This window comes from Pedobacter sp. (assembly GCF_039594775.1).
In the GTDB taxonomy this organism is placed as follows: domain Bacteria; phylum Bacteroidota; class Bacteroidia; order Sphingobacteriales; family Sphingobacteriaceae; genus Pedobacter.
The window spans coordinates 441,137-465,446 of record NZ_JBCNMT010000002.1 but is presented as its reverse complement, the minus strand read 5'-3'; the positions used below and the strand labels follow the sequence as shown (position 1 = coordinate 465,446).

Genomic DNA, 24,310 nt, shown 5'->3' with positions numbered 1-24,310 from the left:
TCTTTTTTGGTTGTTTGTTTGGGTAAACCCTAAAAATAAAATTCTCGACAAGACATAAATGTTTAGTAAAACAGAACTAACTGAAAAGCTTACTACCGAACTGCGTGAGTTAGCAAAAGCAAACGGTGTAGATAAAGCAGGTGATTTGCGCAAAAGCGATTTAATTGAAGAAATTCTTAAAAGACAGGAAGCAACCGCTGAAGTGGCAGTTACGCCAGAACCGGTAGCCGAAGCAAATACCGAAAAACCTGCCAGAAAAAGAACACGTATTGTAAAAGAAAACAAGGAGACAACTCCTGTTGCTGAGGAGAAAAAAGCTCCTGCTGATACAAAAAAAGAGAAGGTGCAAAAACCCACTCTTTTTGACGATGACCTGATTGAAATTCCAACGCCTGATTTTGAAGCAATTGCCCTTGTAACCGGTCAAGACCTACAGAAGCAAGAGAGTATTGCAGATAAATTAGAAAACCAGAAGAAAAAAAGAGATCGTATCTCTAAAGACAACAAAGAAAATTCAGGTGAAGCCGAAGTAATTGTGGTGAATGATAAACCTGCCAAGGAAGAAAGACCTCAAGCAGAGCAAAATCAGCAGCAACAACAAAAAAAACAGAACAATAACGGTAACAATAACCAAAAACAGAACGAAACCAGCTATTCTAACCTTGATTTCGATAATACCATTACCAACGAAGGTGTTTTAGAAATTATGCCTGATGGCTATGGCTTTTTGCGCTCGGCAGACTACAACTATTTATCTTCTCCAGATGATATTTACGTTTCGCAATCGCAAATCAAATTGTTTGGTTTAAAAACTGGCGATACCGTTAATGGCAGCATCCGCCCTCCAAAAGAAGGCGAAAAATATTTTCCTTTGGTGAAAGTAATCAGTATCAATGGTCGTGTACCTGCTGATGTGCGTGACCGTGTACCTTTTGATTATTTAACACCGCTTTTCCCTACGGAGAAATTGGACCTGTTTATTGAAAGCAGCAACCACTCAACCCGTATCATGGACTTATTTACGCCAATTGGTAAAGGACAACGTGGTTTAATTGTGGCACAACCAAAAACAGGTAAAACCAATTTATTAAAAGAGGTAGCCAATGCCATTGCTAAAAACCATCCAGAGGTCTATTTGATCATCTTGCTAATTGATGAGCGTCCGGAAGAGGTAACAGATATGGCACGTAGCGTAAGAGCAGAAGTCATTTCATCTACTTTTGATGAACCTGCAGAAAGACACGTGAAGATTGCCAACATCGTTTTAGAAAAATCGAAACGCTTGGTGGAATGCGGACATGATGTTGTGATCTTGCTTGACTCGATTACACGTTTGGCCAGGGCTTATAACACTACCGCACCAGCTTCAGGTAAAATCCTTTCTGGCGGTGTTGATGCCAATGCCTTACACAAACCAAAACGTTTCTTTGGTGCTGCCCGTAACATCGAAAAAGGTGGTTCATTAACTATTTTAGCTACAGCCTTAACCGAAACTGGTTCTAAAATGGATGAGGTGATTTTCGAAGAGTTTAAAGGAACTGGTAACATGGAGTTACAGCTTGACCGTAAATTGGCCAACAAACGTATTTTCCCTGCAATTGATATTACTGCATCGAGCACGCGTAGAGATGACTTGTTATTGGATAGAGAAACTTTACAACGCATTTGGGTATTGCGCAATCACTTAGCTGACATGAATAGCCAAGAAGCAATGGAATTGATCCAGGCTCAAATTAAAGGCACTAAGAGTAACGAAGAATTCCTATTAGGAATGAACGGATAATAAAAGTTTTACGTTTTAAGTGATAAGCTTTATTTGCTTATCGCTTAAAACTTATCACGTATTACCTTATAACCTACTACTCCATGTTTAACCTCCCTAATGCTTTAACCTGCGCCAACCTATTATCTGGCTGCATAGGTATTGTGTTTTGTTTTAATGGCGATTTAAAATCTGCTGCCTATTTTGTCATCCTATCGGGAATATTCGATTTTTTTGATGGAATGGCTGCACGGGCGTTAAAAATTAAGGACGGTATTGGAAAGGAGCTTGACTCCTTGGCAGACATGGTTAGTTTTGGTTTCTTACCTGGTGCTATCATGTATCATTTGTTTAAGGCAAGTAACGTGACTTACGAATACCTTCCCTATTTAGGTTTTATCATTACCCTATTTTCGGCATTGAGGTTAGCCAAGTTCAATACAGACACTCGCCAAACAGTAGATTTCATTGGTCTTAATACTCCAATGAATACTTTGTTTATTGTGTCTTTACCTTACGTAGCTGATTATCACCCACAAATTATTGAAAACTGGATAGTATTGACCGGTATTTCATTAGTAAGCAGTTACTTGTTGATCAGCGAAATCAGGATATTTTCTTTGAAGTTCAGTAATTTTAGCTGGGGAGAGAATAAAATCAAGTTTATCTTCATGATTTTATCTGTAGCGCTGTTTTTTTGGCAACAGTTTGTAGCATTACCCTTAATATTATTGCTTTATATAGGCTTATCCTTTGTTTATTTCAGAAACAAGTAAGAGAGTCTTCTGTGTTCTCCAAAAACTATAATTGTTGCTGTAATTCCGTCTTTGCTTTCCCTACCTGTTCCAGAATAGTTTTTAACTCCTGCTTGATTTCCACAAGCGCTTGTGGAATGTTATGTACATCAATGCCTTCCTTGGCATTGCGTTCAATGAGCTGTACATAATCTCTGATGTCTTCTCTGCCCACATAATAAAACGTAGGTTTCACCTTGTGCGCAAACTCCGATGCCGACTTCCAATCCTCCGCATCCACGGCCTTTTGCAAATCTTCCAAATAAACAGGAATTTGCTCTACTAAAGTATCAAGCATTTCAATCATAAATTCAGCGCTATCGCCAGACATCTCTTTCAAATATGACAAATCTAAATCTTCTTTACTTTTAGCCGGATCAATCATTTGGTTATACTTTATATTTTCTGAACAGTTAATTTATCGGTCAAGTTAGCTAAAATGTGTGATATTTTTTTCCTAAAAACAGGATGGATGAAATTTTCGGCAATTTCGTTTAAGGGTTCCAATACAAATCTACGCCTATGCATCTCTGGGTGTGGCAGTTGTAATACCTCATCAATTGACACCACCATATCTCCGTAAAAAATAAGGTCAATATCAATCAAACGCTGTCCCCATTTCTCTAATCGTACCCGTCCCATCTTTTGTTCAATGGCCAGTAAGATTTTCAGTAATTCTAAAGGAGGCAATGTACTTTTTACGGCAATGGCCTGATTTAAAAATCCAGGTTGGTCTGTTTTGCCCCAAGCTTCTGTTTCATACACACTCGACTTTGCAAAAACCTCTCCTACCTCCATTTCAATATAGGAAATAGCAGTTTTAAGGTTCTCCAACCTATCGCCCAAATTAGTACCAAGTAACAAATAAGCATCTCTGCTATCTAATTTCATGTAAGGTCAATTTAACCGCAAAAGTAAATCAGTTACTTCCTTTGAAATACCTAGTTTATCACAATGCTTTTTTTAACTTTACAAACTTAAATCAATAAAATTTAAAAACCTTTTCGATCTCATTAAAATCGAAAACATTTCATCACCTTAAGAACATTATTAACATGAAAGAGTTCTTCAAGTACGTTTTTGCCACAGTAGTTGGCATTGTCCTTTCAACAATTGTTTTAGGCATCATAGGCTTTGCAATTATTGTTGGTATGATTTCTTCCCTAGATAGCGATTCCAAAGCTGTCGTCAAGCAAAATTCCGTACTGTACCTTAACCTTGACCAGGCCATTACGGAACGTACACCGAAAGAATCTTTCGGCAGTGTATTTGGTGGTGGTAATAAAAGTATCGGATTTAACGATGTCATTAAAGCGCTTCAAAAAGCAAAAACCGACGATAATATCCAAGCGGTCTATATTAACGTAATGGCACCAAATGCGGGCATGGCTACATTATTAGAAGTTAGAGATGCCATTATCGATTTCAAAACCAGCAAGAAACCAGTGATTGCCTACAGTGAAATATATTCGCAAGGGGCTTATTATTTGGCTTCGGCAGCTAACAAAGTGTACTTAAACCCTGAAGGGACATTAGAGTTTAAAGGTTTTAGTGCGAATCTTATGTTTTTTAAGGGAGCGTTGGACAAATTAGGTGTTGAGCCACAAATTATCCGTGTGGGCAACTATAAAAGTGCTGTTGAGCCTTTTATCAACACCAAAATGAGCGATTATAACCGCCAACAGGTTAGTGTTTATGTGAATGGTCTATATCAAATATTTTTAGCTGGCATTGCCAACACACGCAAATTAAACACAGACAGTCTGTTCCAGATTGCCGACCAGTTGAAGGTTCAAACACCGAAAGATGCCTTGGCCTACAAAATGGTTGATGGTCTGAAATATAAAGATGAAGTTTTAGACGAGTTAAGAGAAATTACTGGAAAGGGCAAAAAAGCCGATATCAATAGCATAACAATTAACGACTACATCAAGGATTTGCCTTCACAGGGAGACATTTCCTCTAAAAATAAAGTAGCGGTGATTTATGCCAATGGAGAAATTATTGGCGGTGAAGGTTCTGATGAACAAATTGGTTCAGAGAGAATTTCACGTGCCATTAGAAAAGCGAGATTGGATGAAGATATAAAAGCCATTGTATTGCGTGTAAATTCCGGTGGTGGTAGCGCACTTGCATCTGATGTGATTTGGAGAGAAATTGAATTGAGCAAAAAAATCAAACCGGTGATTGCTTCTTTTGGCGATGTAGCCGCTTCTGGCGGTTATTATATTGGCTGTGCTGCTGATAGTATTTTTGTACAGCCTAATACCATTACTGGCTCCATTGGTGTTTTTGGAATGTTTTTCAACATGCAAAACCTGATGAACAACAAGCTGGGAATTACCTTTGATGGTGTAAAAACCGGACAATATGCTGATATTATGAGCGCCAACAGACCAATGACTCCTGCAGAAAGAATGATTTTGCAAAAAGGCGTTAACGATATTTACGATACTTTTATTACCAAGGTTGCTAATGGCAGAAAGAAAACCAAAGCACAAGTAGACAGTTTAGGCGGTGGCCGTGTATGGACGGGTAATGATGCTGTAGCAAACGGCTTAGCCGATCGAATTGGTAGTTTTAACGATGCAATTATCTCAGCTGCTAAAAAAGCAAAATTAAAAGACTACAAAGTAGTTGAATATCCGGAAAAAATAGACCCACTTAAAGAGTTTTTGGGAGCTGCAAAGGATAACGTGAGTGCTTATTATGCTAAAAAAGAGTTCGGAGAGAACTACGTACTTTATCAGCAAATGAAAAAAGCCCTTAACCAAACGGGCATACAAGCCAGGTTAGACCACGAAATTATAATTAAGTAAAGAGATTTGAGTCAAGCGTTTAGTTTAATATGGTTATCACAATTACGCCAAACGCACTACGCCATACTGTAAGATGGAAAACAAACCCATAGCACGTACGCTCAGGCTATTGTCGCAACTCATGGAGCTTCACAATGAAAATCCATTCAAGGTTAAATCAGTAGCCAACGCCGCATTTAAAGTAGATAAATTGCCTTTTGCCCTTGCTAGCAAACCTACTGCCGAAATTGACAAAGTAGATGGCATCGGTAAGAGCATTGCCGCGAAAATTATTGAGCTGCTAGAAACGGGAACCATCCAAGAATTAGAAACACTGATTAGCCAAACACCTTCCGGTATTATTGAAATGCTGGCCATTAAAGGTATAGGTCCTAAAAAAATAGGCATTATTTGGCATGATCTACAAATAGAGAGCGTTGGGGAACTTTATTATGCCTGTAACGAAAACAGATTAATAGAAGCCAAGGGTTTTGGGCTTAAAACTCAAGAAGAGATCAAGAAAGTGCTAGAATTCAGAATGGCTGCCAATGGCAAGTTCTTGTATGCACAGGCCGAGCCTATCATTAACGAACTATACGAAAAATTGGCTGTTTGGTTACGCCAAGCAGATATGCTGGCCTTATTGGGCATCGCAGGTGATTATCGAAGAGCTTGTGAGATTATTGATGAAGCCGTATTGATCATTGGCACTGAAAGTCCTGATCTTTTGATTTCGCAGCTGTCTACTTTTCAGCTTGGATTTGAAGAAACTAGCAACAACATTTTTACCGCACAAACTGCTGATGGATTAAATGTAAAGCTATTTGTAGTACCTACAGACCATTTCTATCTCGAATATTTTAAACTTACCGGAAATGAAGCACACGTTAACCATGTGCTTGCCTTAGCAGGTAACCACGTTTTTTATGCCGAAGAAGATATTTACGAGAAAGCAGGACTTGATTTTGTAGCGCCTGAATTACGTGAAGGATTCGATGAAATAGAGTTAGCCAAAAAACATCAATTGCCTTTGCTCATTACCGACAAAGATTTAAAAGGTAGTTTACATAACCACTCTGACTGGAGCGACGGTGTACACACCTTGGAAGAAATGGCCCTGTATTGCCGTGATGTTTTGAAACTGGAGTATTTAGGGATCTGCGACCACTCTAAGTCCGCATTTTATGCCAGTGGCCTAAATGAACAGCGGGTTTATGCACAACATCAGCAAATTAATGAACTGAACCAAAAACTAGCCCCTTTCAAAATCTTCAAAGGTATAGAGAGTGATATTTTATATGACGGTTCACTTGATTATAGCGACGACATTTTAAAAACATTTGATTTCGTAGTGGCCTCTGTACATAGTCAATTAAAAATGACAGAGGAGAAAGCTACCGAAAGATTGATTACTGCGATAGAAAACCCCTACACTACTATTTTGGGGCACCCAACTGGGCGTTTATTATTGAGCAGAAAAGGTTACGATGTTGACTTCAAAAAAGTAATTGATGCTTGTGCGGCCAACAATGTAGTGATAGAAATCAATGCCAATCCATTACGTTTGGATTTAGATTGGCGCTGGCATCGCTATGCGTTAGAAAAGGGCGTGTTACTGTCCATTAACCCAGATGCTCACCGCAAAGAAGGCTTTTTAGACATGCGCTACGGTGTATTGATAGGCCGCAAGGGAGGATTAACTGCCGAAAAATGCTTAAATGCTTTTTCATTGCAGCAAATCAGCGATTTCTTTACCAGTAAGCGATAAATGAATAAAAAAAGTGTTTCGATAGTCATTCCCAATTACAATGGCCGCCATTTACTGGAAGAATTTCTTCCTTTCACGGTACAGGCCATTAAAAATGCAGATGTTGATTATGAAATCATTGTGATTGACGATGCTTCTAAAGACGATTCAGTTGCTTTCTTAGAAGAACATTATCCTGAAATTATTTTGCTCAAAAGCGAGGCCAACCAAGGTTTTTCGGCCACCTGCAACAAAGGCATTATGCAGGCCACCAAAGAACTGATGCTCATTTTAAATTCGGATATCCAACTGAGTCCAAATTATTTTGATAACCAATGGCAATGCTTTGAAGATGAAAATACCTTTGGTGTTATGGGCCGTATAATTGATACTGGCTCCAATACGCATGACGGACCAAGGCTACCACAAAGGTTTGGCTTTAAGTTCAAACAAGGCAGGATATATGAAACAACAAACCAAAATCAACCTGCCCCAACTATTTTCCTATCAGGTGCCAATGCTTTGGTTTGTTCAAAAAAAATCAAGCAGCTTCTTGGTTTCGATGAGATTTTTTCGCCTTTCTATTTCGAAGATGTTGATTTGAGCTTGCGTGCTTGGCGTTTGGGTTGGCAATGTTATTATGCTTTTGCTTCAACTTGTTACCACATCGGATCATCTACCATCAATGCCAACAACCTCAAAAAAAGCGTAAAAGCAATCTACTATAGGAACCGTTATATTTTACACGGCATACACTTAAACAAAGCGCAGTATACTTGGTTTAAGGTACAAACTTTTATCTTTGAGGTCTTACCCAAAGTGCTCATGGGACAATTTTGGGTATGGAAAAGCTATAGTGCGTTGGGTGCTTACAAAGAAAAGATAGCCAGCTCTAAGTCAAGGTTCAATCAACATGCCGAAGACACAGGAACAAACCTATCTCTTTTTTCGCTCGGCGCAAAATTGAATACCATATTGAAAAATGGTCGTTACCACGTTTCATAAAAATTCTTGAATGATTAAAGCAATTGTAATTACCCCCGTTAAAAACGCGATAGAAAATACGCTCCAGACCATTGCCACCATTAAGCAAAGCGATATCGCACTGGAGTATATTGTTTATAACGATTTTAGTAATGCAGAAACCAAAGAGGCCCTCGCCAAAAGTGCTGCTGAATTGGGTTTTGAATTGCTCAATTTAGAAGACATTACCAACACGCCATCACCCAACTACAATTTGGTATTGGAAGATGCACAAAAACGTGCTATCGCTAAAAATCTGCCATTAATTGTCGTTGAGTCTGATGTAGAGGTGAAACCAGATACCTTTAGCAAATTACTCGGTTTTAACGAAAAACAAACTGACTCGGGAATGATTGGCGCAGTAACAGTTGACGAAAGAGGCGAAATTAACTTTCCTTATCTAAAATTTAAAGGTAGAAAAGAAGCTTATACCCTTACCAATAGGAGTCTCAGCTTTTGCTGTACATTAATGACCATACCATTTCTATCCAGCTATAGTTTCAGCGAGTTAGATCGTAATAAAGATTGGTACGACACCATCATCTCCAAAAAATCAATTGCCTTAGGTTTTAAAAATTACATTTTATTTAACGCCCCCGTACATCATAAGGCACATGGTAGTCGCCCGTGGAAACAGTTGAAATACACTAACCCATGGAAATATTATTGGCAAAAATTCACCAAAGGAAGAGATAAAATCTAATGCTGCTTACCGATGTAAAAAGTATTGAATACCAACACCACGTACCATTTGTGGTTTGGACTTTTTGGGCGGGAAATGCTATGGAAGGCAACCGTCTGTTAAGTTTCGAAATTTTACAGCAGAACATTGGTGTGCCTATTTTTTTGGTGAGTCCACAAAACTGGCATTTATTAGAATTGCCCGAACATCCATTTCATGCAGCGTTTCCTTTTCTCAGTGTAGTACATCAATCTGATTACCTTAGGATTTACCTACTACATCACTACGGCGGCGCTTGGCACGACGTTAAAGCTAGTGAAGTAAGTTTTGCTGCTTGTTGGGAACAGTTTCAAGACCCAGAGGTGTACATGATTGGCCGAAAGGAAAGTAAAAACGGTGCCGCAAGAGTACATGACCAAAATGGAAATTGGATGCCCGATTTTTACAAAGACCTCATTTCGGTAACCGCATGGATTGGCAGAAGCGGTACACCACTTTCCCAAGAGCTGATGAACAATCTACATTTGTTATTGGATGAAAACTTTGAACAGTTAAAAAAATATCCAGCCAAACATCCTAGAGAGCGAGTATTAAAAGGCACTAACATTGTCAGCAGGAATATAGAAAGAATAAAGAATTTATTTACTGGCCGACAAAGCAACTACCCCCTACCTTGGACAGTTTTTGGAAATCTATTTCATCCCCTAAACCTTAAATACAAGGTACACGTAAGTACCAATTTGCCTGTTAACAGCGTGAAAAACGCTGGGGTTTATCATCGATAGTTTCGTATGATTATTTTTTTGTTAAACAGACCCTGAAATAAATTACCTTCGGTGAACTCGCCAAGGCTCGGTTTATTGCATAGCTTTCCGCTTTCGCTACCTGCCTACCGCAGGCAGGCAGGTCAGCATCAGTTTTGAACGTTTAAGCTCACTACTTCAGCAAACCAAAAAATCTCAACAACTTATTATATCTCTTTGACTGACGGCGTTGGAAGCGCAAGGGACCATCTAAATAACGATATACGAAATCACGATGGTGCGTATTGATATAGTCAATCAGTCGCTGTTTTTTTTGCTTATCCATCCCCTTTCTACGTGAATTAGGGCTAATGCGATAATAAAATCCAATGATAGGCAATTGTACCACCTTTCCACCATTTTTGAGCATGGCAATCCAAAACACCCAGTCTTCGCTCACCCAACGTAAATCCTCTGGATAACCTCCACAAGCTTCCCAATCACTTTTCCTATAAAGCGCACTTACAAAAATCATATTATCCTTCGCCAAGTTCTCCAAGCTGAAAGGCTTTAAATTCCATTTTCCCGTTTTGGCACCAAACTTTTCGGCTTGACAATACACCACTTTCACAGTGGAATCTTGCTTAAAAGTATGGATAGCTTCGGCAATATAATCTGGAGAAATAAGGTCATCACCATCCAAAGGTAAAATGAAAGTACCACTGGCCTTACTAATAGCATGGTTGCGAGCTACCGAAGGGCCACTATTTGCTTGCTTGTAAAATTTGATGAGAGGATGTTGTTTAGCCAATTCTTCAACTACACGTGCACTTTCATCCGTAGAACCATCGTCTACAATAATGATTTCAATGGGCAAATAAGTGGAAGCTAATACCGAATGAAGTGTTTCTTCAATCAATAGAGCTTGATTGTAACAGGGAATAATTACGCTAACGGTAAAATCGTCTTGTTGGGCCATCGAGGGCTAAAGATAAGGTTTACTTCATGTTTTGGGAAAAATCTGTACCACTAAGCCTTGAAACTTGAGTAAGCCACAGATACACAGATTGATTTTCACAAATACATTTGTTTTTTATCCTCCCCCTTATCCCCTCAAAGAGGGGGACACAAAGCTGCATATCTTTCTCTTCGAAGGAGTATACAGATATAACCCTATGTGTCTATGTGGTTACATTTTTTAGTTATTTGCATTTTCCAAATGAACCATATAGACAACATGGAAAACTTAATAAAGTATTTTAACTCCTCAACGAAAGGACACCAAGCTGTATACCTCGTTTTTTAGCGGGCATAGGGAGGAAATTTATGTAGATAAAATTAAGCGCACTCATATTATTTAGTAATTTGCGCAGACAAAAACACACCGCCGATATTTTAAACTTAATGAAGCAGCTTTTTATTGTTAGACATGCGAAGTCTGATTGGGGAGACATTAACCTGAGAGACTTTGATAGGCCGTTGAACCATCGTGGCCATAAAAACGCTCCCGAAATGGTCAATCGATTAGTGGAAAAATCCATTAAGCCAGACGCCATTGTGAGCAGCCCTGCCCTTAGAGCACTAACTACGGCCAAATATTTTGCTGCAGGCTGGCAATTACCTTCAGAACAACTCGACACTAATGCCAATATCTACGAAGCAAGTGTAAAAACCCTGTTAAAGGCGGTGAATGACTTTGACCCTCAATTAAACAAAATAGCATTGTTTGGCCATAATCCAGGCTTAACGGATCTGCTAAATTATCTTACGGGCGAATACATCAGCAATATGCCCACATGCAGTGTAGCGATTATTGAATTTCCTTTTGATGACTGGAAACTCATCAGTGGGGGTACAGGAAGTCTGGTATTGTTTGATTACCCTAAAAGTGGGCTGGATTGACACGGGTGTCATTCTGAACGCAGTGAAGAATTAAAAAATGCTTCTCCGGCCCAGTATGACAGCTGTCAAATTTTGAATTTAGAACTTAAGGTGTTTCACCGTTAAGCCTCCATTGATCAATTGTTTTAATGAATCGATACCGATTTTAAGATGTGTTTCCACGTAGTTAGCAGTCACAGAACTATCGCTCTCACTAGTTTTTACCCCTTCAGGAATCATCGGTTGATCTGAAACTAATAACAAAGCTCCCGTTGGGATTTTATTAGCAAAACCAGTGGTAAAAATAGTTGCTGTTTCCATATCCACTGCCATAGCGCGTAAGCTTTTCAAGTATTTCTTAAATTCTTTGTCGTGCTCCCAAACCCTACGGTTAGTGGTGTAGCAGGTTCCAGTCCAATAATCGCGAGAATGCTCTCTAATGGTTGTTGAAATAGCCTTTTGCAAAGCGAAGGCAGGTAGTGCAGGTACTTCGGCAGGCAAGTAATCGTTTGAGGTACCTTCTCCCCTAATGGCTGCAATTGGAAGAATTAAATCACCAATTTGGTTTTTCTTTTTCAGACCACCACATTTACCCAAGAACAATACTGCTTTTGGCTGAATGGCAGTCAATAGATCCATCATGGTTGCTGCTAGCGGGCTTCCCATACCAAAATTGATAATAGTAATGCCATTAGCTGTAACACTTTGCATAGGTTTATCTAAGCCGTAAATAGGTGCATTGTCATTCCATTCAGAGAACAAAGTCACATACTTGCTAAAATTGGTCAATAAGATGTACTGTCCAAATTCCTCTAGCGGACGACCTGTATAACGAGGCAACCAGTTTTTAACGATATCTTCTTTACTTTTTAAACCTTTTCTAACTGGAGTTTCAACCTCTTTAACCTTTTTCGCCTTGTTTACTGCTGCTTCATCTTTCTTTACATCTTTTTCTTCATTCATAAGTTTTCTCCTTTCTTTAAATTTATAAAATTTTAATTAACATTTTTCATAAGATAAACCATTAAGAATATTAAGTTTTTAAAGAGAAATTTCACTTAATGTTTCTTAATTCCTTAGCGTTATCATTAACATCAAACCGATCTTCTTTTTCCAAAAGAATAGGTTAAAAAAAATCCCGAACAAGTCGGGATTAGTATTTTTTATGCTGCTTTAAGTTTTTTGAAATCTGATTTCTCAAACTTTTCTTTCGCATAGTCGAGTGTAATCTCCAACTCTTTTACCTCATTATCAGATGGCGTTTCAAACATGGCATCCAACATGATGGATTCACAAATAGACCTTAGTCCCCTTGCACCGAGCTTATACTCCATGGCCTTGTCCACAATAAACTCTAAAACATCATCGTCAAACTTCAAGTTTACGTTCTCATAATTGAACAACTTCACATATTGCTTAATCAACGAGTTCTTAGGTTCTGTAAGGATATTTCTCAAAGCTTCCTTATCCAATGGATCCAGATGTGTTAAAACTGGTACACGTCCAATTAATTCAGGAATTAAACCAAATGATTTCAAATCCTGTGGCGTGATGTATTTGTAAAGGTTTTTAAGGTCTAAATCAACCTCATCTTTCTTCACTTTATAACCTACGGCCTGCGTACGCAAACGGTTGGCAATTTTTCTTTCGATACCATCAAACGCACCTCCACAGATAAACAAAATGTTATTGGTGTTTACCGCAATCATTTTTTGATCCGGATGCTTTCTACCTCCCTGTGGCGGAACATTTACAATAGTGCCTTCCAAAATCTTCAACAAAGCCTGTTGTACACCTTCTCCGCTTACATCTCTGGTAATTGAAGGGTTGTCGCTTTTGCGGGCCACCTTATCTACTTCATCAATGTAAACAATGCCACGTTCTGCTGAAGCCACATCATAATCTGCAGCTTGCAATAAGCGAGTTAAAATACTTTCAACATCTTCGCCCACATAACCAGCTTCAGTAAGTACTGTTGCATCTACAATACAAAATGGCACATGCAATATTTTAGCGATGGTTTTGGCCAAAAGTGTCTTTCCTGTACCAGTTTCGCCCACCAACATGATGTTAGATTTTTCAATCTCTACCTCATCTTTATCAATCTTTTGGCTCAAGCGCTTGTAGTGGTTATAAACCGCTACCGAAAGTACTTTTTTAGCATCATACTGGCCGATCACATATTGGTCCAAGTGTGCTTTAATTTCGGCTGGCTTTAAAAGCTTGAATGTTTCATCAAAAGCTTTGCCTTTTTTATTGCCTAGCTCTTGCGCTAGTAGTACGTTGGCCTGATTAACACATTTGTCGCAGATATAAGCATCCAATCCCTCAATTAACATTAAGGTTTCATTTTTTGGAGTGCCACAAAATGAGCAATGTGAATCTTTTCCTTGTCTAGCCATTTTTAGTTTTCCATTTCAATTTTCAATTTACAGTTTTCAGTTTGGATGGTTATTGCCCACTGTAAACTGTCAACTGATTTATTTATTCGATCCTAACACCTCATCAATCATTCCAAAACTTTTTGCTTCGTCTGAAGTCATCCAGTAATCACGGTCCGAAGCCTTCTCTACCCATTCGTAGGTTTGGCCTGAATGTGATGAAATGATGTCATATAATTCCTTTTTCAATTTAAGCATCTCTCTCAAATTGATTTCCATATCTGATGCTACTCCTTGTGCACCTCCCGATGGCTGGTGAATCATCACTCTAGAATGTTTTAACGCTGCACGTTTGCCTTTAGCGCCCGCCACCAATAAAACTGCTCCCATAGACGCGGCCATACCAGTACAGATAGTTGCTACATCTGGCGAAATGTATTGCATGGTATCGTAAATACCTAAACCTGCATAAACAGATCCCCCTGGTGAGTTGATGTAAATTTGAATATCTCTATGGGCATCTACCGATTGTAAAAATAGTAGTTGTGCCTGGATGATATTAGCATTTTGGTCGTAAACAGCGTCACCTAAAAAGATGATACGATCCATCATCAAACGAGAGAAAACGTCCATCTGTGCAACGTTCAACTGACGTTCCTCAATGATATATGGAGTCATTGATTTTGGTGAATTGTTGGTAGCACCAATAAATCTATCTACGTTCAATCCGTTAATGCGATGGTGTTTAACGGCATATTTTCTAAATTCGTCTTTATCTATTTTCATCTTGCGATCAGGTTTTGAGTTTGGCGTTTAGCATTTTACCCTACGCACCAAACTATATCTTTAATAAGTTTCTTCTAAAATTCGTTAATTTTCGTGCCAATTTCCGCACTCCGCTAAAATAGCAGATTATACGACAATATGAAATACTTTATTTGTTAACGAAATCTTATCCATCGTCTCTTTACTCTTCAAAAAACCTATCCAAACACTTTAAAAATATAAAATGAAAGGCTTTTATATAACAAGAGTCCCAATTTTATATCGGGACTCTTGTTTATTTCATGACTGACAAACGGTCAGTTCAACTATTTATAGTCATTGCGAGGTTACTTCAACTCAGTAAATTTGTTGTAAGTAATTTCTTTCTCATTTAAAGTAGCAACCGATTTAATATAATCGAAAACTTTCAAAGCCTTCACTTCTTCGAAAATACGGTTAGCATTTTCTTTTTCTTGCAAGAAGTTAGCCGCATATTGTGCCAATTGATCTTCAGGAAGAGGGGTTGGGCTATACATTCTGAATTGTGCATCTAAACGTTGTTTAGCAGCTTCAAAAACGTCTTTATAGTCAATTTTGATATCGTTGTCTTTGATGATTTTATTTTCAATCAAAGTCCATTTCAAGTTTTTAGCGAAATCATCATAACCTTGAGCCAACTCTTCGTCAGTTAATTTTTCGTTGGTAGCTTTTAACCACTTACGTAAAAATTCATCTGGCAATTGCATTTTAGTTTGCTCAGTAAATTGAGTATAGATATCATTTTGCAATTTACGATCAGCATCTTGCTTAAACATCGACTCAATTTCTTCAGTGATCTTAGCAGTGAAACCAGCTTCATCTTTTACGGCATCAGCACCAAAAATTTTATCAAAAAACTCTTGGTTTAGATCAGCTTCCTCTAAACGGTTTACGTTTTTAACGGTCACTTGGAATTTAGATTTCAACTCTGCAGCATCTTCTTCACTGATGTTCAACAATTTTGCAATTGCAGCAGCATCGCCACCAAAGGCTTTGTTTACATCAAGTTCAAAAGTATCGTCTTTTTTAACTCCTACTAAGGTTTTCAAAATTTTCTTGTCGGTAACGGCGTCGGTACGAATAGAACCAGTAGCTGAAATACCACCTTCAAACTCAGAACCATCATTGGCTAACTGCTTCAATTCAGCGTAAAGGATATCGCCTTCAGCAGAAACTTCTGGATTGGTCATTTTACCGTAGCTCTTACGGATATTTTTGATACGCTCGTTTAAAGTCTCTTCGTCAGCTTTAACATTATACTGCGTAAATTTATCTTTTGATGAAACCTCGATATCAACTTTAGGCGCTAAACCTAGCTCATAAGCAAAGTTGAAAGTATCGTTATAATCCCAGTTGTATTGGTTTTCGTCTTCTTGTACAGGAAGTGGTTGACCTAAAATCTCAACACTGTTATCAGTTAGGTATTTTGAAATGTTATCGTTCAACATATTGTTGATTTCCTCTACCAAGATGCTTTTGCCGTACATTCTTTTAATATGTGCAGCAGGCACCATTCCTTTACGGAAACCAGGTAAATTAGCCTTTTTAGCTTGCTCCTTAATCGCTTTTTCTACGTTTGGAGTATAATCCTCAGGGGCTAAAGTAATTTTAACTAAAGCATTTAAATCGTCAATTTTTTCCTGTACGATATTCATTTTTTATGATTGAGTGTGAGTACTGAGCAATGAGTGTGAGATTTCTAACCACAAACCCTTCTCAAGTATTTTATTTATTAAAATTCCCTTTTAAAATAAAACCGTCCCAATTTGCATTGGAACGGTCAATCGTTAGTGCGGAAGAAGGGACTCGAACCCCCACGCCGTGAAGCGCCAGATCCTAAGTCTGGTGCGGCTACCAATTACGCCACTTCCGCAGTTAGGATTTATTTAGGACTGCAAAAATAGAAATTACATTGATTATTCCATAACAATTATGAAAAAAAATTCCATTTTATTCCCCGATATATCCTAAGCCATTCATATTCAAGTCAATTAAATTCACTAAAATCCGGCACCGCTAATGGTTAAGCTTTCCGCACCAGCTGCTGCCTGCATTTTCGAAGCATTCACCTCAAAATATTTAACCGCCGGGCACATCATTTCTGTATAGCGTGTTTTCTTAAAAGGCACAGCGGTAAGTTTTCCCTCAATCATTCTGTAAAGATTGGTTGCTTTCCACTCGGCATTCAACACTTTAGTTTTGGTAATTTGCACTGGCTTGCCCTCATTACCTACTTGGTCAATGGCGTTTACACGTTTAAACTCCCCCACATCTTTTAACAAATAACCATCGCAGTCAAATTCCCTTTCAAATTTCTTGCCCGCACCCTCTACTACAAATCGCACCTTTTTATCAGCAACTAAAACCAGCGACATTTTGATCTCCTCTCCAGGATACCAATAGTAAGCTTTCTGTGCGGGAGCGTTTTCAAAAACCGCTAGTTGTCCACTCTCATGTCCGGTACGTCTTAAAAATGGTCTAAAAGCCTTACGTTCCTTAGAAACCTGGCCATTATCTTCTTTAATCACTTCCCAAGCCATTCCTATATCTGTTTCTTGGTTGCCCATACTGCCACCTAAATAAATAGAAGGATTATCTAAATACTGACCCGGCTTTTTAGTATGTATTCGCTGTTGGTCAAACTCAATACGGGGAAGGACCACAGTCCCTTCAATACCACGCCAATAATCATGGCTCGAAACCAGCTTACGATAATAAGCACCCTCAAAACAAGGCTTTTGTGCTATCGGCAATATTTCATTGGCAATACTAATATCAACCGCTTCATTTAGTTTGGCCGTTTTACTTACGCCACAAGCCAGCAAGCTCATGCCCAACAAAGAAAATCCAATATTTAAAATACGCATAATTCAAAAATTTAAAAACTAAATTATAATTTTTAAATTATTTTAAAAATAGATTCTAACAGTTATTCGCTAAGTAATTGATTTTGAAAATCAAAGAAATACTGCACCGCCTTCACCAAACGACTGCCATACCACGAAAACATCTCTCCGTCAACCAAAATCACTTTAGTTTGTGGCAAAACCCGTTGAAGCTCTTCAATATGTTTCTCTTTAAATGGATAAGGTTCCGAAGACAGGAAAACAAATTGAGGGTTAAGCGCAATCAGCTCGGCCACCTCAATTTCTGGGTATCTCGCTTGACTTACCACATTGCGCAAGCCAATTTTCCTTAAAATATTATCAATAAAAGTATTTCTTCCTGCAAACATGTAAGGGTCCTTCCAAATCACATACGCTACCGTTTGGTCAATCCCTTTGCTTAATGCCAAAGTCTGCAAATCATTAAAGCCTGCATTGATCAAATGGTTCAAATAAGCTGCTTCGGGCTGTCTATCAACCAAATCTCCAATATCGGTGATGGCCCGCATCGCATCTTCCAAATGATAGATATCGCTCATCCACACCGGAAACTCCTGTTGCAGCAGCTCAATATCAGCCTTGCTGTTTTCTTCCTTGTTGCCAATAATCAAATCTGGCTGCAGTTCCCTAATTACATCAATCCTCAACTTTTTGGTGCCGCCAACCTTCTGTTTAGCAGCAAACATCTCTATAGGATGTATGCAAAACTTCGTCAACCCCACAATTTGCTCGCTCAAGCCCAACTCAAACAATAGCTCCGTTTGCGAGGGCACCACCGAAACAATTCGCTTAGGCGGCCAGTTGATGGTCATCTCGTTGCCCAACTGATCTGTAAAAGTTTTCTGCATCTAACAAAGATAGGCGATTCTCAAAAAGATTTGAAAGTGAATGCCAATGCACCTATCAATAGCCAGCCCCGCTATCCGCTACAACCAATTAAAAATTGGTTTCCTCTACTATCAGGCTTATTGAACAAAGCTTCTTCAAAAATGCAATAACAATCTCAAAAGACCCTACTTTTTGATATCTAAGCAAACAAAAAACACTTTCATCCCTTTTTATAGTAGGATACTTTAGAAACTAGCATGAGCAAAACAATTATTATTTCGAACAGACTACCCGTAAAAATCACCAAGAACAATGGAAAATACAGCCTACAAAGCAGCGAAGGCGGCCTAGCCACTGGACTGGGCGACGCCTATAAAAATGGCAATATGCTTTGGATAGGCTGGCCTGGCATTGATGTTCCGCCTGAGGACCAACCACAAATCAAAGAACGACTGGCCAAAATGAATTTGGTCCCTGTATTTCTCACCCAAGAAGAAATCAACCTCTTCTACGAAGGATTTTCAAACGAAGTGTTATGGCCAGTTTTTCATTACTTGGTTACTTATGCGCGTTTTGAACAAGCATATTGGGATAGTTATGTATCGGTGAATGAAAAATTTGCAGAAGCTACACAAAGTGTATTTACAGAAGGTAATAAAATATGGATACAGGATTATCAGCTGTTGTGCCTACCATCCATGTTGAGAAGCCGACTTACCGATACCACGATAGGATTTTTTCAACACATCCCCTTCCCTTCTTTTGAAATTTTCAGACTTATTCCATGGCGGGATAAATTGATTGAGGGCATGTTGGGGGCCGATTTAATTGGCTTTCACACCTACGACGACGTAAGGCATTTTTTGAGTGCCGCTTCTCGTTTAACGCCTGTTCACTTCTCTTCAAATATCATTTCTTTAAATAACAGACAAATAATTGTAGAACCATTCCCGATGGGCATCGATTTCGATAAGTTTGAGAAATTGCCTTTACAACGACAAGTGCTTGCCGAAATAGATAATCTCCAAACTGAGAAACAAGGCAGGATGGTATTATCTATCGACCGCTTAGATTACAGCAAAGGCATTTTAGAACGCATTAGGGCATTTGAACTGCTCTTACAACTTCATCCAAAATTTATAGGTGAAATCTCTCTGTTCATGATTGTGGTTCCTTCTAGAGATACTGTTACTCAATACAAAGAACTCAAAGAAAAAATCGACCAATTGGTGGGCAATATCAATGCAAAATACCGTACCCTCGACTGGGTGCCTATCAGTTATTTTTATCGTTCCTTTTCTATTCAGAGCCTATCTGCACTTTATAGCGCTGCTGATATTTGCCTGGTGACGCCCATGCGAGACGGCATGAACCTGGTAAGCAAGGAATATGTAGCCAGCCGAAGAGACGAAACAGGCGTATTGATTTTGAGTGAAATGGCTGGCGCTTCAAAAGAGCTAAACGATGCACTTATTGTAAACCCTAACAACATTGGCGACATCATGAACGCGATTGTTACGGCACTACAGATGCCCATAGAAGAGCAAAAAAGACGTATGCAGAGTATGCGGGCCTTAGTGAAGAAATTTAACGTGAACCGTTGGGTCAACAATTTTTTAAATCGAATGGATGATGCTAAATTTCTTGAACATTCACTACGCACCAAACATGCCATCAACAAAGTAAGCCAAGGAATCATTAGTAGGTATGCAGCTACCCAAAAACGCATTATCTTTTTAGATTATGATGGTACTTTGGTAGGTTTCAAAGCGAATATTGATGAAGCTAGTCCCGACGAAGAGTTATTAACTTTATTGGAAAACTTCGCCAAAGACCCTGCTAATACAGTAGTTGTCATCAGCGGACGCAACCACAAGACACTTGAACAATGGTTTGGAAGCTTGAATATCAGCATCATTGCTGAACATGGCGCTTGGCAAAAAAAGCAAAATGCACATTGGCAAGCACTACCCTTATTAAATGACCAATGGAAAACGGAAATCAGGAGCATTTTGGAGACCTATACCGACAGGACACCGGGTGCTTTTATTGAAGAAAAAAGTTTTTCTTTAGTATGGCATTACCGTAAAACAGAGCAAGGTTTGGGAGAATTGAGAGCTAATGAAATCATCAACAACTTAAGGGTACTTGCCGCTGATAAGGGTTTGCAAATTATGCCCGGCAACAAAGTGATTGAGTTTAGAAATATGGAGGTAAATAAAGGCAAGGCGGCGCTAAACTGGCTACATGAAGAGGAACATGATTTTATTTTAGCCATGGGCGACGACCATACCGATGAAGATATTTTTAAAGCGATGCCCAACAATGCCATAACGATCAAGGTAGGCAGTGAAGTTTCGGAGGCTAAATTCTATTTAAACGACCACAACGAAGTGAGGGATTTACTTCAATCCATATTGACGGAAACTACCCTTAAAAATGTATCAGCATAAACACCCGCCGTCATTTCGACCGCAGCATAGCGAGCGGAGAAATCTTTGGAGATGACTGACCAAAAAACACAACCTTAAAAGATTTCTCGACACGCTCGAAATGACGAAGATGCACGCCATACCAATAACCAATAAACCAAAACCTTTGCGTTCTTAGCGTAACTCTTATTCTCCTTTGCGGTAAGGTAATAGAACCCCGTCATTTCGACCGCAGCGCAGCGAGCGGAGAAATCTTTTAACCTCCTACATTTCTTGACTACGCTCGAAATGAAGTAACGCACAATCAGCATTTAAAACAAAAGTCAAAGCTGGCTTTTTTACACAATCGACTACAAAAACACTGGTCTATCCAATTTTTTCGCAATACGATACGCGGCATTCATCAAGCCCACATGACTATAAGCTTGCGGGAAATTACCCCACTGACTACCTGTTTTTGCATCCACATCTTCGCTGAACAACAACAAATGGTTGCAAAAGGAAATGATATTTTCAAAAGCCTGTATCGCTTCGTCAAGTCTGCCTACGCAAGCCAACGCTTCCACATACCAAAAGGCACAGATAAGAAAAGTTGTCTTCGGTTTTCCGAAATCATCGGCATGCAGATAACGATAAAACAAACCATCTTCGGTTTTTAGTTCCTTTTCCAAGCCAGCTAAATGGTCTTTTGCACGTTGTGACGATGGGTCCAAATAATTCATCATGATTAACTGAAGCGTGCTTGCATCCAAATGTTTACTTCCTACCGCATTAGTATACACCTTGCGCTCTTCATCATAACAAGCTTCAATATGGGCCGCAGCTTTATCAATCAATATCTTTGCCCTATCTTCCAGCGCTTGGTTCCCTATGGTTTTAGCCATTTTTAGTGCTGCATTAGCCCCCGCCCATTGAAACAGATTACTGTAACAATGCATATTTGCAATATTCCTAAACTCCCAAATACCTGCATCTTTTTCATCAATGGTCATTTCAATTTTTCTGAGCACGCCCTCTATCCAGCGAACGGAATCACCCCTTTCGGAAAAAACAAAGCGATGATCGGTATATAAAGGCAACATAGAAATAAGTACCTGGCCATTAATGTCATTTTGGATATGCTCATAAGCCTGATTACCTACTCGAATAGGCTGCTCACCCAAATAACCTTTCAAATGCCCCAAGGTTTCCTCCACAATATGTCGCTTGCCTGTAATACCGTATAAAGGTTGGTAACGCTTATCTGTATCAAAAGTAATATCAGAAATGTAGTTGAAGTACTTTTCCATTTCCTCAAAGTGGCCAATATGGTTTAAGGAAGTCAGCGTATAATAGGAATCGCGGAGCCAACAGTAACGATAGTCCCAATTTCGGGTACTTCCAGGCGATTCGGGCAAACTAGTAGTGCTTGCCGCTATAATGGCACCAGTATCTTCATATTGATGTATTTTGAGCACCAAAGCCGAACGAATTACATAAGGCTGGTAAAAACCTGCAATAGATGAGTGCTTGATCCAAACCCGCCAATAAGCCGTGGTTTCCCTCAAAAACTGCTCAGCAGTAGCCACAATAGGCGCATCCAAAGTATAGCCATAGGTAAAAATGAGATATTTCACATCATTGAGCACAAAGTCTTGCTCTTTTAAAATATAGTTTAAGGATACATTGGTAGTTAATCGCAAGTCTTCGTCGCACCCCATGTAATCGATATGATTGCTGCCTATGGCCGTCCTCATCTTACTTTTACCATAATCGCAAACCGGTTCACAAGCTATTTTTATCCTAGGGCTGCCTTCCAAAGGCTCTATCTTTCTAATGAGCATCAACGGCTTGAAATAACGCTCGTGCAAATGAAAACGAGGAGCAAAATCAGTAATCCGATATCTACCATCCGCAGCAGTAATTTCTGTCCGTAATACGTTGGTATTTTCTATATAATATTGATGTGAACTATAATCTGAAGCAGGCAGAATGGTACATTTACCACCTTTTTCTTCGTCGAGCATACTACCAAAAACAAATGAGCTATCGAATTTGGGCCAACATAGCCAACTGATATTTGAGTTTTTATGGATGTGAGCGATGTAAGAGCAGTTTCCGATAATGCCGGTTTGATATAAATGTGTAGCTGTCATAAAATAAAAAAGGATGTTTATGATTACAACAGCAAAAGTATTAGATGGTTTAGAAAAGACTAAAATCGCATAAAAAAGCAGGTAATGATACCTGCTTTCATTTATCGTATAACAACTGAAGTGGTGTTGATTAGACTATATCACTGTACCATTAGGCACTATAGCTCCTTTTTTAACTACCACAATTCCATCTTTCACTACGTAAAATCCATAGTCACCCTCCGCCAAATGCGCACCACCGTTAATACGCACATCATTCCCAATTTTCGAGTTTTTATCGATGATGGCATTATTGATATAACAACGATCGCCTATTCCAAGCAAAGGAATACCTGCTCGGTTAGCTTCATTAATTTCATCTAGCGTTTGATAACGGTCACTGCCCATTACATAACAATTGGCAATGGTCGTTCCTCTCCCAATACGTGCCCTAATTCCCAATACTGCATGTTCTACCCTACTGGCCTGAACAATACACCCCTCGGCAATAATGGTTTTTTCCAAAGTAGTACCAGAAATTTTCGACGGTGGCAACATTCTCGACCTTGTAAAAATGGTATGTGCTGTATCAAACATATTGAACTGTGGCAAATCATCCGTTAGGCCCAAATTGGCTTCAAAAAATGAAGAGATATTACCAATATCTGTCCAATAACCTTCATACTGGTAGCTTAACACCTTATTGTTTTCTAAAGCCCTTGGAATGATTTCTTTACCAAAATCTTTTTCCTCTGGATTCTCGTTCAACATTTTGATCAATACATCACGATTGAAAATATAAATTCCCATTGACGCCAAAAAATGTTTGCCCTCACGTCCCATTTCCTCTCCCGTATCGGAAGTCCAATCGGGCAATAAGTCTGATTTAGGCTTTTCGATGAACGAAGTGATCATGCTTCGTTCATCTGTTTTCATGATCCCAAAATCTGTAGCGTCTTTAGCTGTAACTGGAATAGTAGCAATAGATATTTCGGCCTCGGCATCAATATGGGCCTTCAACATATCCTTAAAGTCCATCTGATACAACTGGTCACCGGAAAGAATTAAGATATAGTCAAATTCATGATTAACAATATGGTGCATACATTGGCGTACGGCATCGGCAGTGCCCTGAAACCAAGCGGGATTATCAGGGGTTTGTTCAGCAGCCAAAATATCCACAAAAGCCTTAGAAAAATGACTAAAATGATAGGTATTTTTGATATGCTTGTTTAGTGAGGCAGAATTGAACTGCGTTAGCACAAACATGCGGTGTATGCCAGAATTCAAGCAATTGGAAATCGGAATATCGACCAATCGATATTTACCGGCAATTGGCACGGCTGGTTTTGACCTGGTTAACGTTAATGGTGACAATCTGGAACCTTGACCGCCTCCAAGGATCACTCCTAATACTTTTTCCGTCATAGCTTTTG

At 39.1% G+C, this 24,310-nt stretch carries 20 protein-coding genes and 1 tRNA gene; 9 read left to right on the top strand and 12 right to left on the bottom strand.

The annotated features are described in order from the left end of the window. Nucleotides 1–58 precede the first annotated feature (58 nt). Together rho and pssA are read left to right on the top strand one after the other, a co-directional pair. The gene (rho, locus tag ABDV71_RS08100; RefSeq protein WP_343531946.1) at nucleotides 59–1,783 is read left to right on the top strand and encodes a transcription termination factor Rho; all 1,725 of its coding nucleotides are present in this window, start codon (nucleotides 59–61) and stop codon (nucleotides 1,781–1,783) included. Between the two features lie 83 nt (nucleotides 1,784–1,866). Further along, a complete protein-coding gene (gene pssA, locus ABDV71_RS08095; RefSeq protein ID WP_343531945.1) occupies nucleotides 1,867–2,538 on the top strand; it encodes a CDP-diacylglycerol--serine O-phosphatidyltransferase in 672 nt (223 codons plus the stop codon). A 25-nt stretch (nucleotides 2,539–2,563) separates the two neighbouring features. On the opposite strand, the gene ABDV71_RS08090 is transcribed toward pssA, so the two are convergent. Both ABDV71_RS08090 and folK read right to left on the bottom strand, forming a co-directional pair. Next, complete coding sequence (locus tag ABDV71_RS08090) at nucleotides 2,564–2,941, bottom strand: Hpt domain-containing protein (RefSeq protein WP_343531944.1); 378 nt, start codon at nucleotides 2,939–2,941, stop codon at nucleotides 2,564–2,566. An 11-nt stretch (nucleotides 2,942–2,952) separates the two neighbouring features. Further along, nucleotides 2,953–3,447, bottom strand: a complete 495-nt coding sequence (folK, locus tag ABDV71_RS08085; protein ID WP_343531943.1) for a 2-amino-4-hydroxy-6-hydroxymethyldihydropteridine diphosphokinase — start codon at nucleotides 3,445–3,447, stop codon at nucleotides 2,953–2,955. A 164-nt stretch (nucleotides 3,448–3,611) separates the two neighbouring features. Between folK and sppA the strand changes: the two genes are divergently transcribed. The 5 genes from sppA to ABDV71_RS08060 all read left to right on the top strand — a co-directional run bounded on the left by sppA (nucleotide 3,612) and on the right by ABDV71_RS08060 (nucleotide 9,591). Then, entirely contained in the window at nucleotides 3,612–5,375 is a 1,764-nt protein-coding gene (gene sppA / locus ABDV71_RS08080) for a signal peptide peptidase SppA (RefSeq protein WP_343531942.1), read from the top strand. A gap of 73 nt (nucleotides 5,376–5,448) precedes the next feature. After that, on the top strand, nucleotides 5,449–7,122 hold the full coding sequence (locus tag ABDV71_RS08075; RefSeq protein WP_343531941.1) for a helix-hairpin-helix domain-containing protein: 1,674 nt from the start codon (nucleotides 5,449–5,451) through the stop codon (nucleotides 7,120–7,122). Further along, nucleotides 7,123–8,106, top strand: a complete 984-nt coding sequence (locus ABDV71_RS08070; protein ID WP_343531940.1) for a glycosyltransferase family 2 protein — start codon at nucleotides 7,123–7,125, stop codon at nucleotides 8,104–8,106. A 10-nt stretch (nucleotides 8,107–8,116) separates the two neighbouring features. Then, nucleotides 8,117–8,827, top strand: a complete 711-nt coding sequence (locus tag ABDV71_RS08065) for a glycosyltransferase (protein WP_343531939.1) — start codon at nucleotides 8,117–8,119, stop codon at nucleotides 8,825–8,827. Continuing rightward, nucleotides 8,827–9,591, top strand: coding sequence for a capsular polysaccharide synthesis protein (locus ABDV71_RS08060; protein ID WP_343531938.1), 765 nt, complete (start codon nucleotides 8,827–8,829; stop codon nucleotides 9,589–9,591). Before ABDV71_RS08065 ends, ABDV71_RS08060 begins: the two co-directional genes overlap by 1 nt. Nucleotides 9,592–9,742: 151 nt before the next feature. Here the strand turns inward: ABDV71_RS08060 and ABDV71_RS08055 are convergent, their stop codons facing one another. After that, nucleotides 9,743–10,528, bottom strand: a complete 786-nt coding sequence (locus tag ABDV71_RS08055) for a glycosyltransferase family A protein (protein WP_343531937.1) — start codon at nucleotides 10,526–10,528, stop codon at nucleotides 9,743–9,745. A gap of 425 nt (nucleotides 10,529–10,953) precedes the next feature. Here ABDV71_RS08055 and ABDV71_RS08050 point away from each other — a divergent pair, with 425 nt between their 5' ends. After that, complete coding sequence (locus ABDV71_RS08050; protein WP_343531936.1) at nucleotides 10,954–11,451, top strand: histidine phosphatase family protein; 498 nt, start codon at nucleotides 10,954–10,956, stop codon at nucleotides 11,449–11,451. 78 nt (nucleotides 11,452–11,529) lie between these two features. Here ABDV71_RS08050 and ABDV71_RS08045 read toward each other — a convergent pair whose 3' ends face one another. The 7 genes from ABDV71_RS08045 to ABDV71_RS08015 form a co-directional block, all read right to left on the bottom strand. After that, entirely contained in the window at nucleotides 11,530–12,393 is an 864-nt protein-coding gene (locus ABDV71_RS08045) for an AMP nucleosidase (RefSeq protein ID WP_343531935.1), read from the bottom strand. 200 nt (nucleotides 12,394–12,593) lie between these two features. Next, nucleotides 12,594–13,832 carry an ATP-dependent Clp protease ATP-binding subunit ClpX gene (gene clpX, locus ABDV71_RS08040; RefSeq protein ID WP_343531934.1) on the bottom strand — a complete coding sequence of 413 codons (1,239 nt, stop codon included), beginning with the start codon at nucleotides 13,830–13,832 and terminating at the stop codon, nucleotides 12,594–12,596. Between the two features lie 78 nt (nucleotides 13,833–13,910). Next, nucleotides 13,911–14,597, bottom strand: a complete 687-nt coding sequence (gene clpP / locus ABDV71_RS08035; RefSeq protein ID WP_343531933.1) for an ATP-dependent Clp endopeptidase proteolytic subunit ClpP — start codon at nucleotides 14,595–14,597, stop codon at nucleotides 13,911–13,913. Nucleotides 14,598–14,923: 326 nt separating this feature from the next. Then, nucleotides 14,924–16,270 carry a trigger factor gene (gene tig / locus ABDV71_RS08030; protein ID WP_343531932.1) on the bottom strand — a complete coding sequence of 449 codons (1,347 nt, stop codon included), beginning with the start codon at nucleotides 16,268–16,270 and terminating at the stop codon, nucleotides 14,924–14,926. A 136-nt stretch (nucleotides 16,271–16,406) separates the two neighbouring features. Beyond that, a tRNA-Leu gene (locus ABDV71_RS08025) sits at nucleotides 16,407–16,488 on the bottom strand. 127 nt (nucleotides 16,489–16,615) lie between these two features. Beyond that, nucleotides 16,616–17,482, bottom strand: coding sequence for a hypothetical protein (locus ABDV71_RS08020; RefSeq protein ID WP_343531931.1), 867 nt, complete (start codon nucleotides 17,480–17,482; stop codon nucleotides 16,616–16,618). 62 nt (nucleotides 17,483–17,544) lie between these two features. Then, nucleotides 17,545–18,348, bottom strand: a complete 804-nt coding sequence (locus tag ABDV71_RS08015; RefSeq protein WP_343531930.1) for a helical backbone metal receptor — start codon at nucleotides 18,346–18,348, stop codon at nucleotides 17,545–17,547. Nucleotides 18,349–18,585: 237 nt separating this feature from the next. Here ABDV71_RS08015 and ABDV71_RS08010 point away from each other — a divergent pair, with 237 nt between their 5' ends. Continuing rightward, entirely contained in the window at nucleotides 18,586–20,781 is a 2,196-nt protein-coding gene (locus ABDV71_RS08010) for a bifunctional alpha,alpha-trehalose-phosphate synthase (UDP-forming)/trehalose-phosphatase (RefSeq protein WP_343531929.1), read from the top strand. 329 nt (nucleotides 20,782–21,110) lie between these two features. Here ABDV71_RS08010 and ABDV71_RS08005 read toward each other — a convergent pair whose 3' ends face one another. Both ABDV71_RS08005 and ABDV71_RS08000 read right to left on the bottom strand, forming a co-directional pair. Continuing rightward, nucleotides 21,111–22,895, bottom strand: coding sequence for a glycoside hydrolase family 15 protein (locus ABDV71_RS08005; RefSeq protein WP_343531928.1), 1,785 nt, complete (start codon nucleotides 22,893–22,895; stop codon nucleotides 21,111–21,113). Nucleotides 22,896–23,030: 135 nt separating this feature from the next. Next, nucleotides 23,031–24,302, bottom strand: a complete 1,272-nt coding sequence (locus tag ABDV71_RS08000; protein ID WP_343531927.1) for a glucose-1-phosphate adenylyltransferase — start codon at nucleotides 24,300–24,302, stop codon at nucleotides 23,031–23,033. Nucleotides 24,303–24,310: the final 8 nt, after the last annotated feature.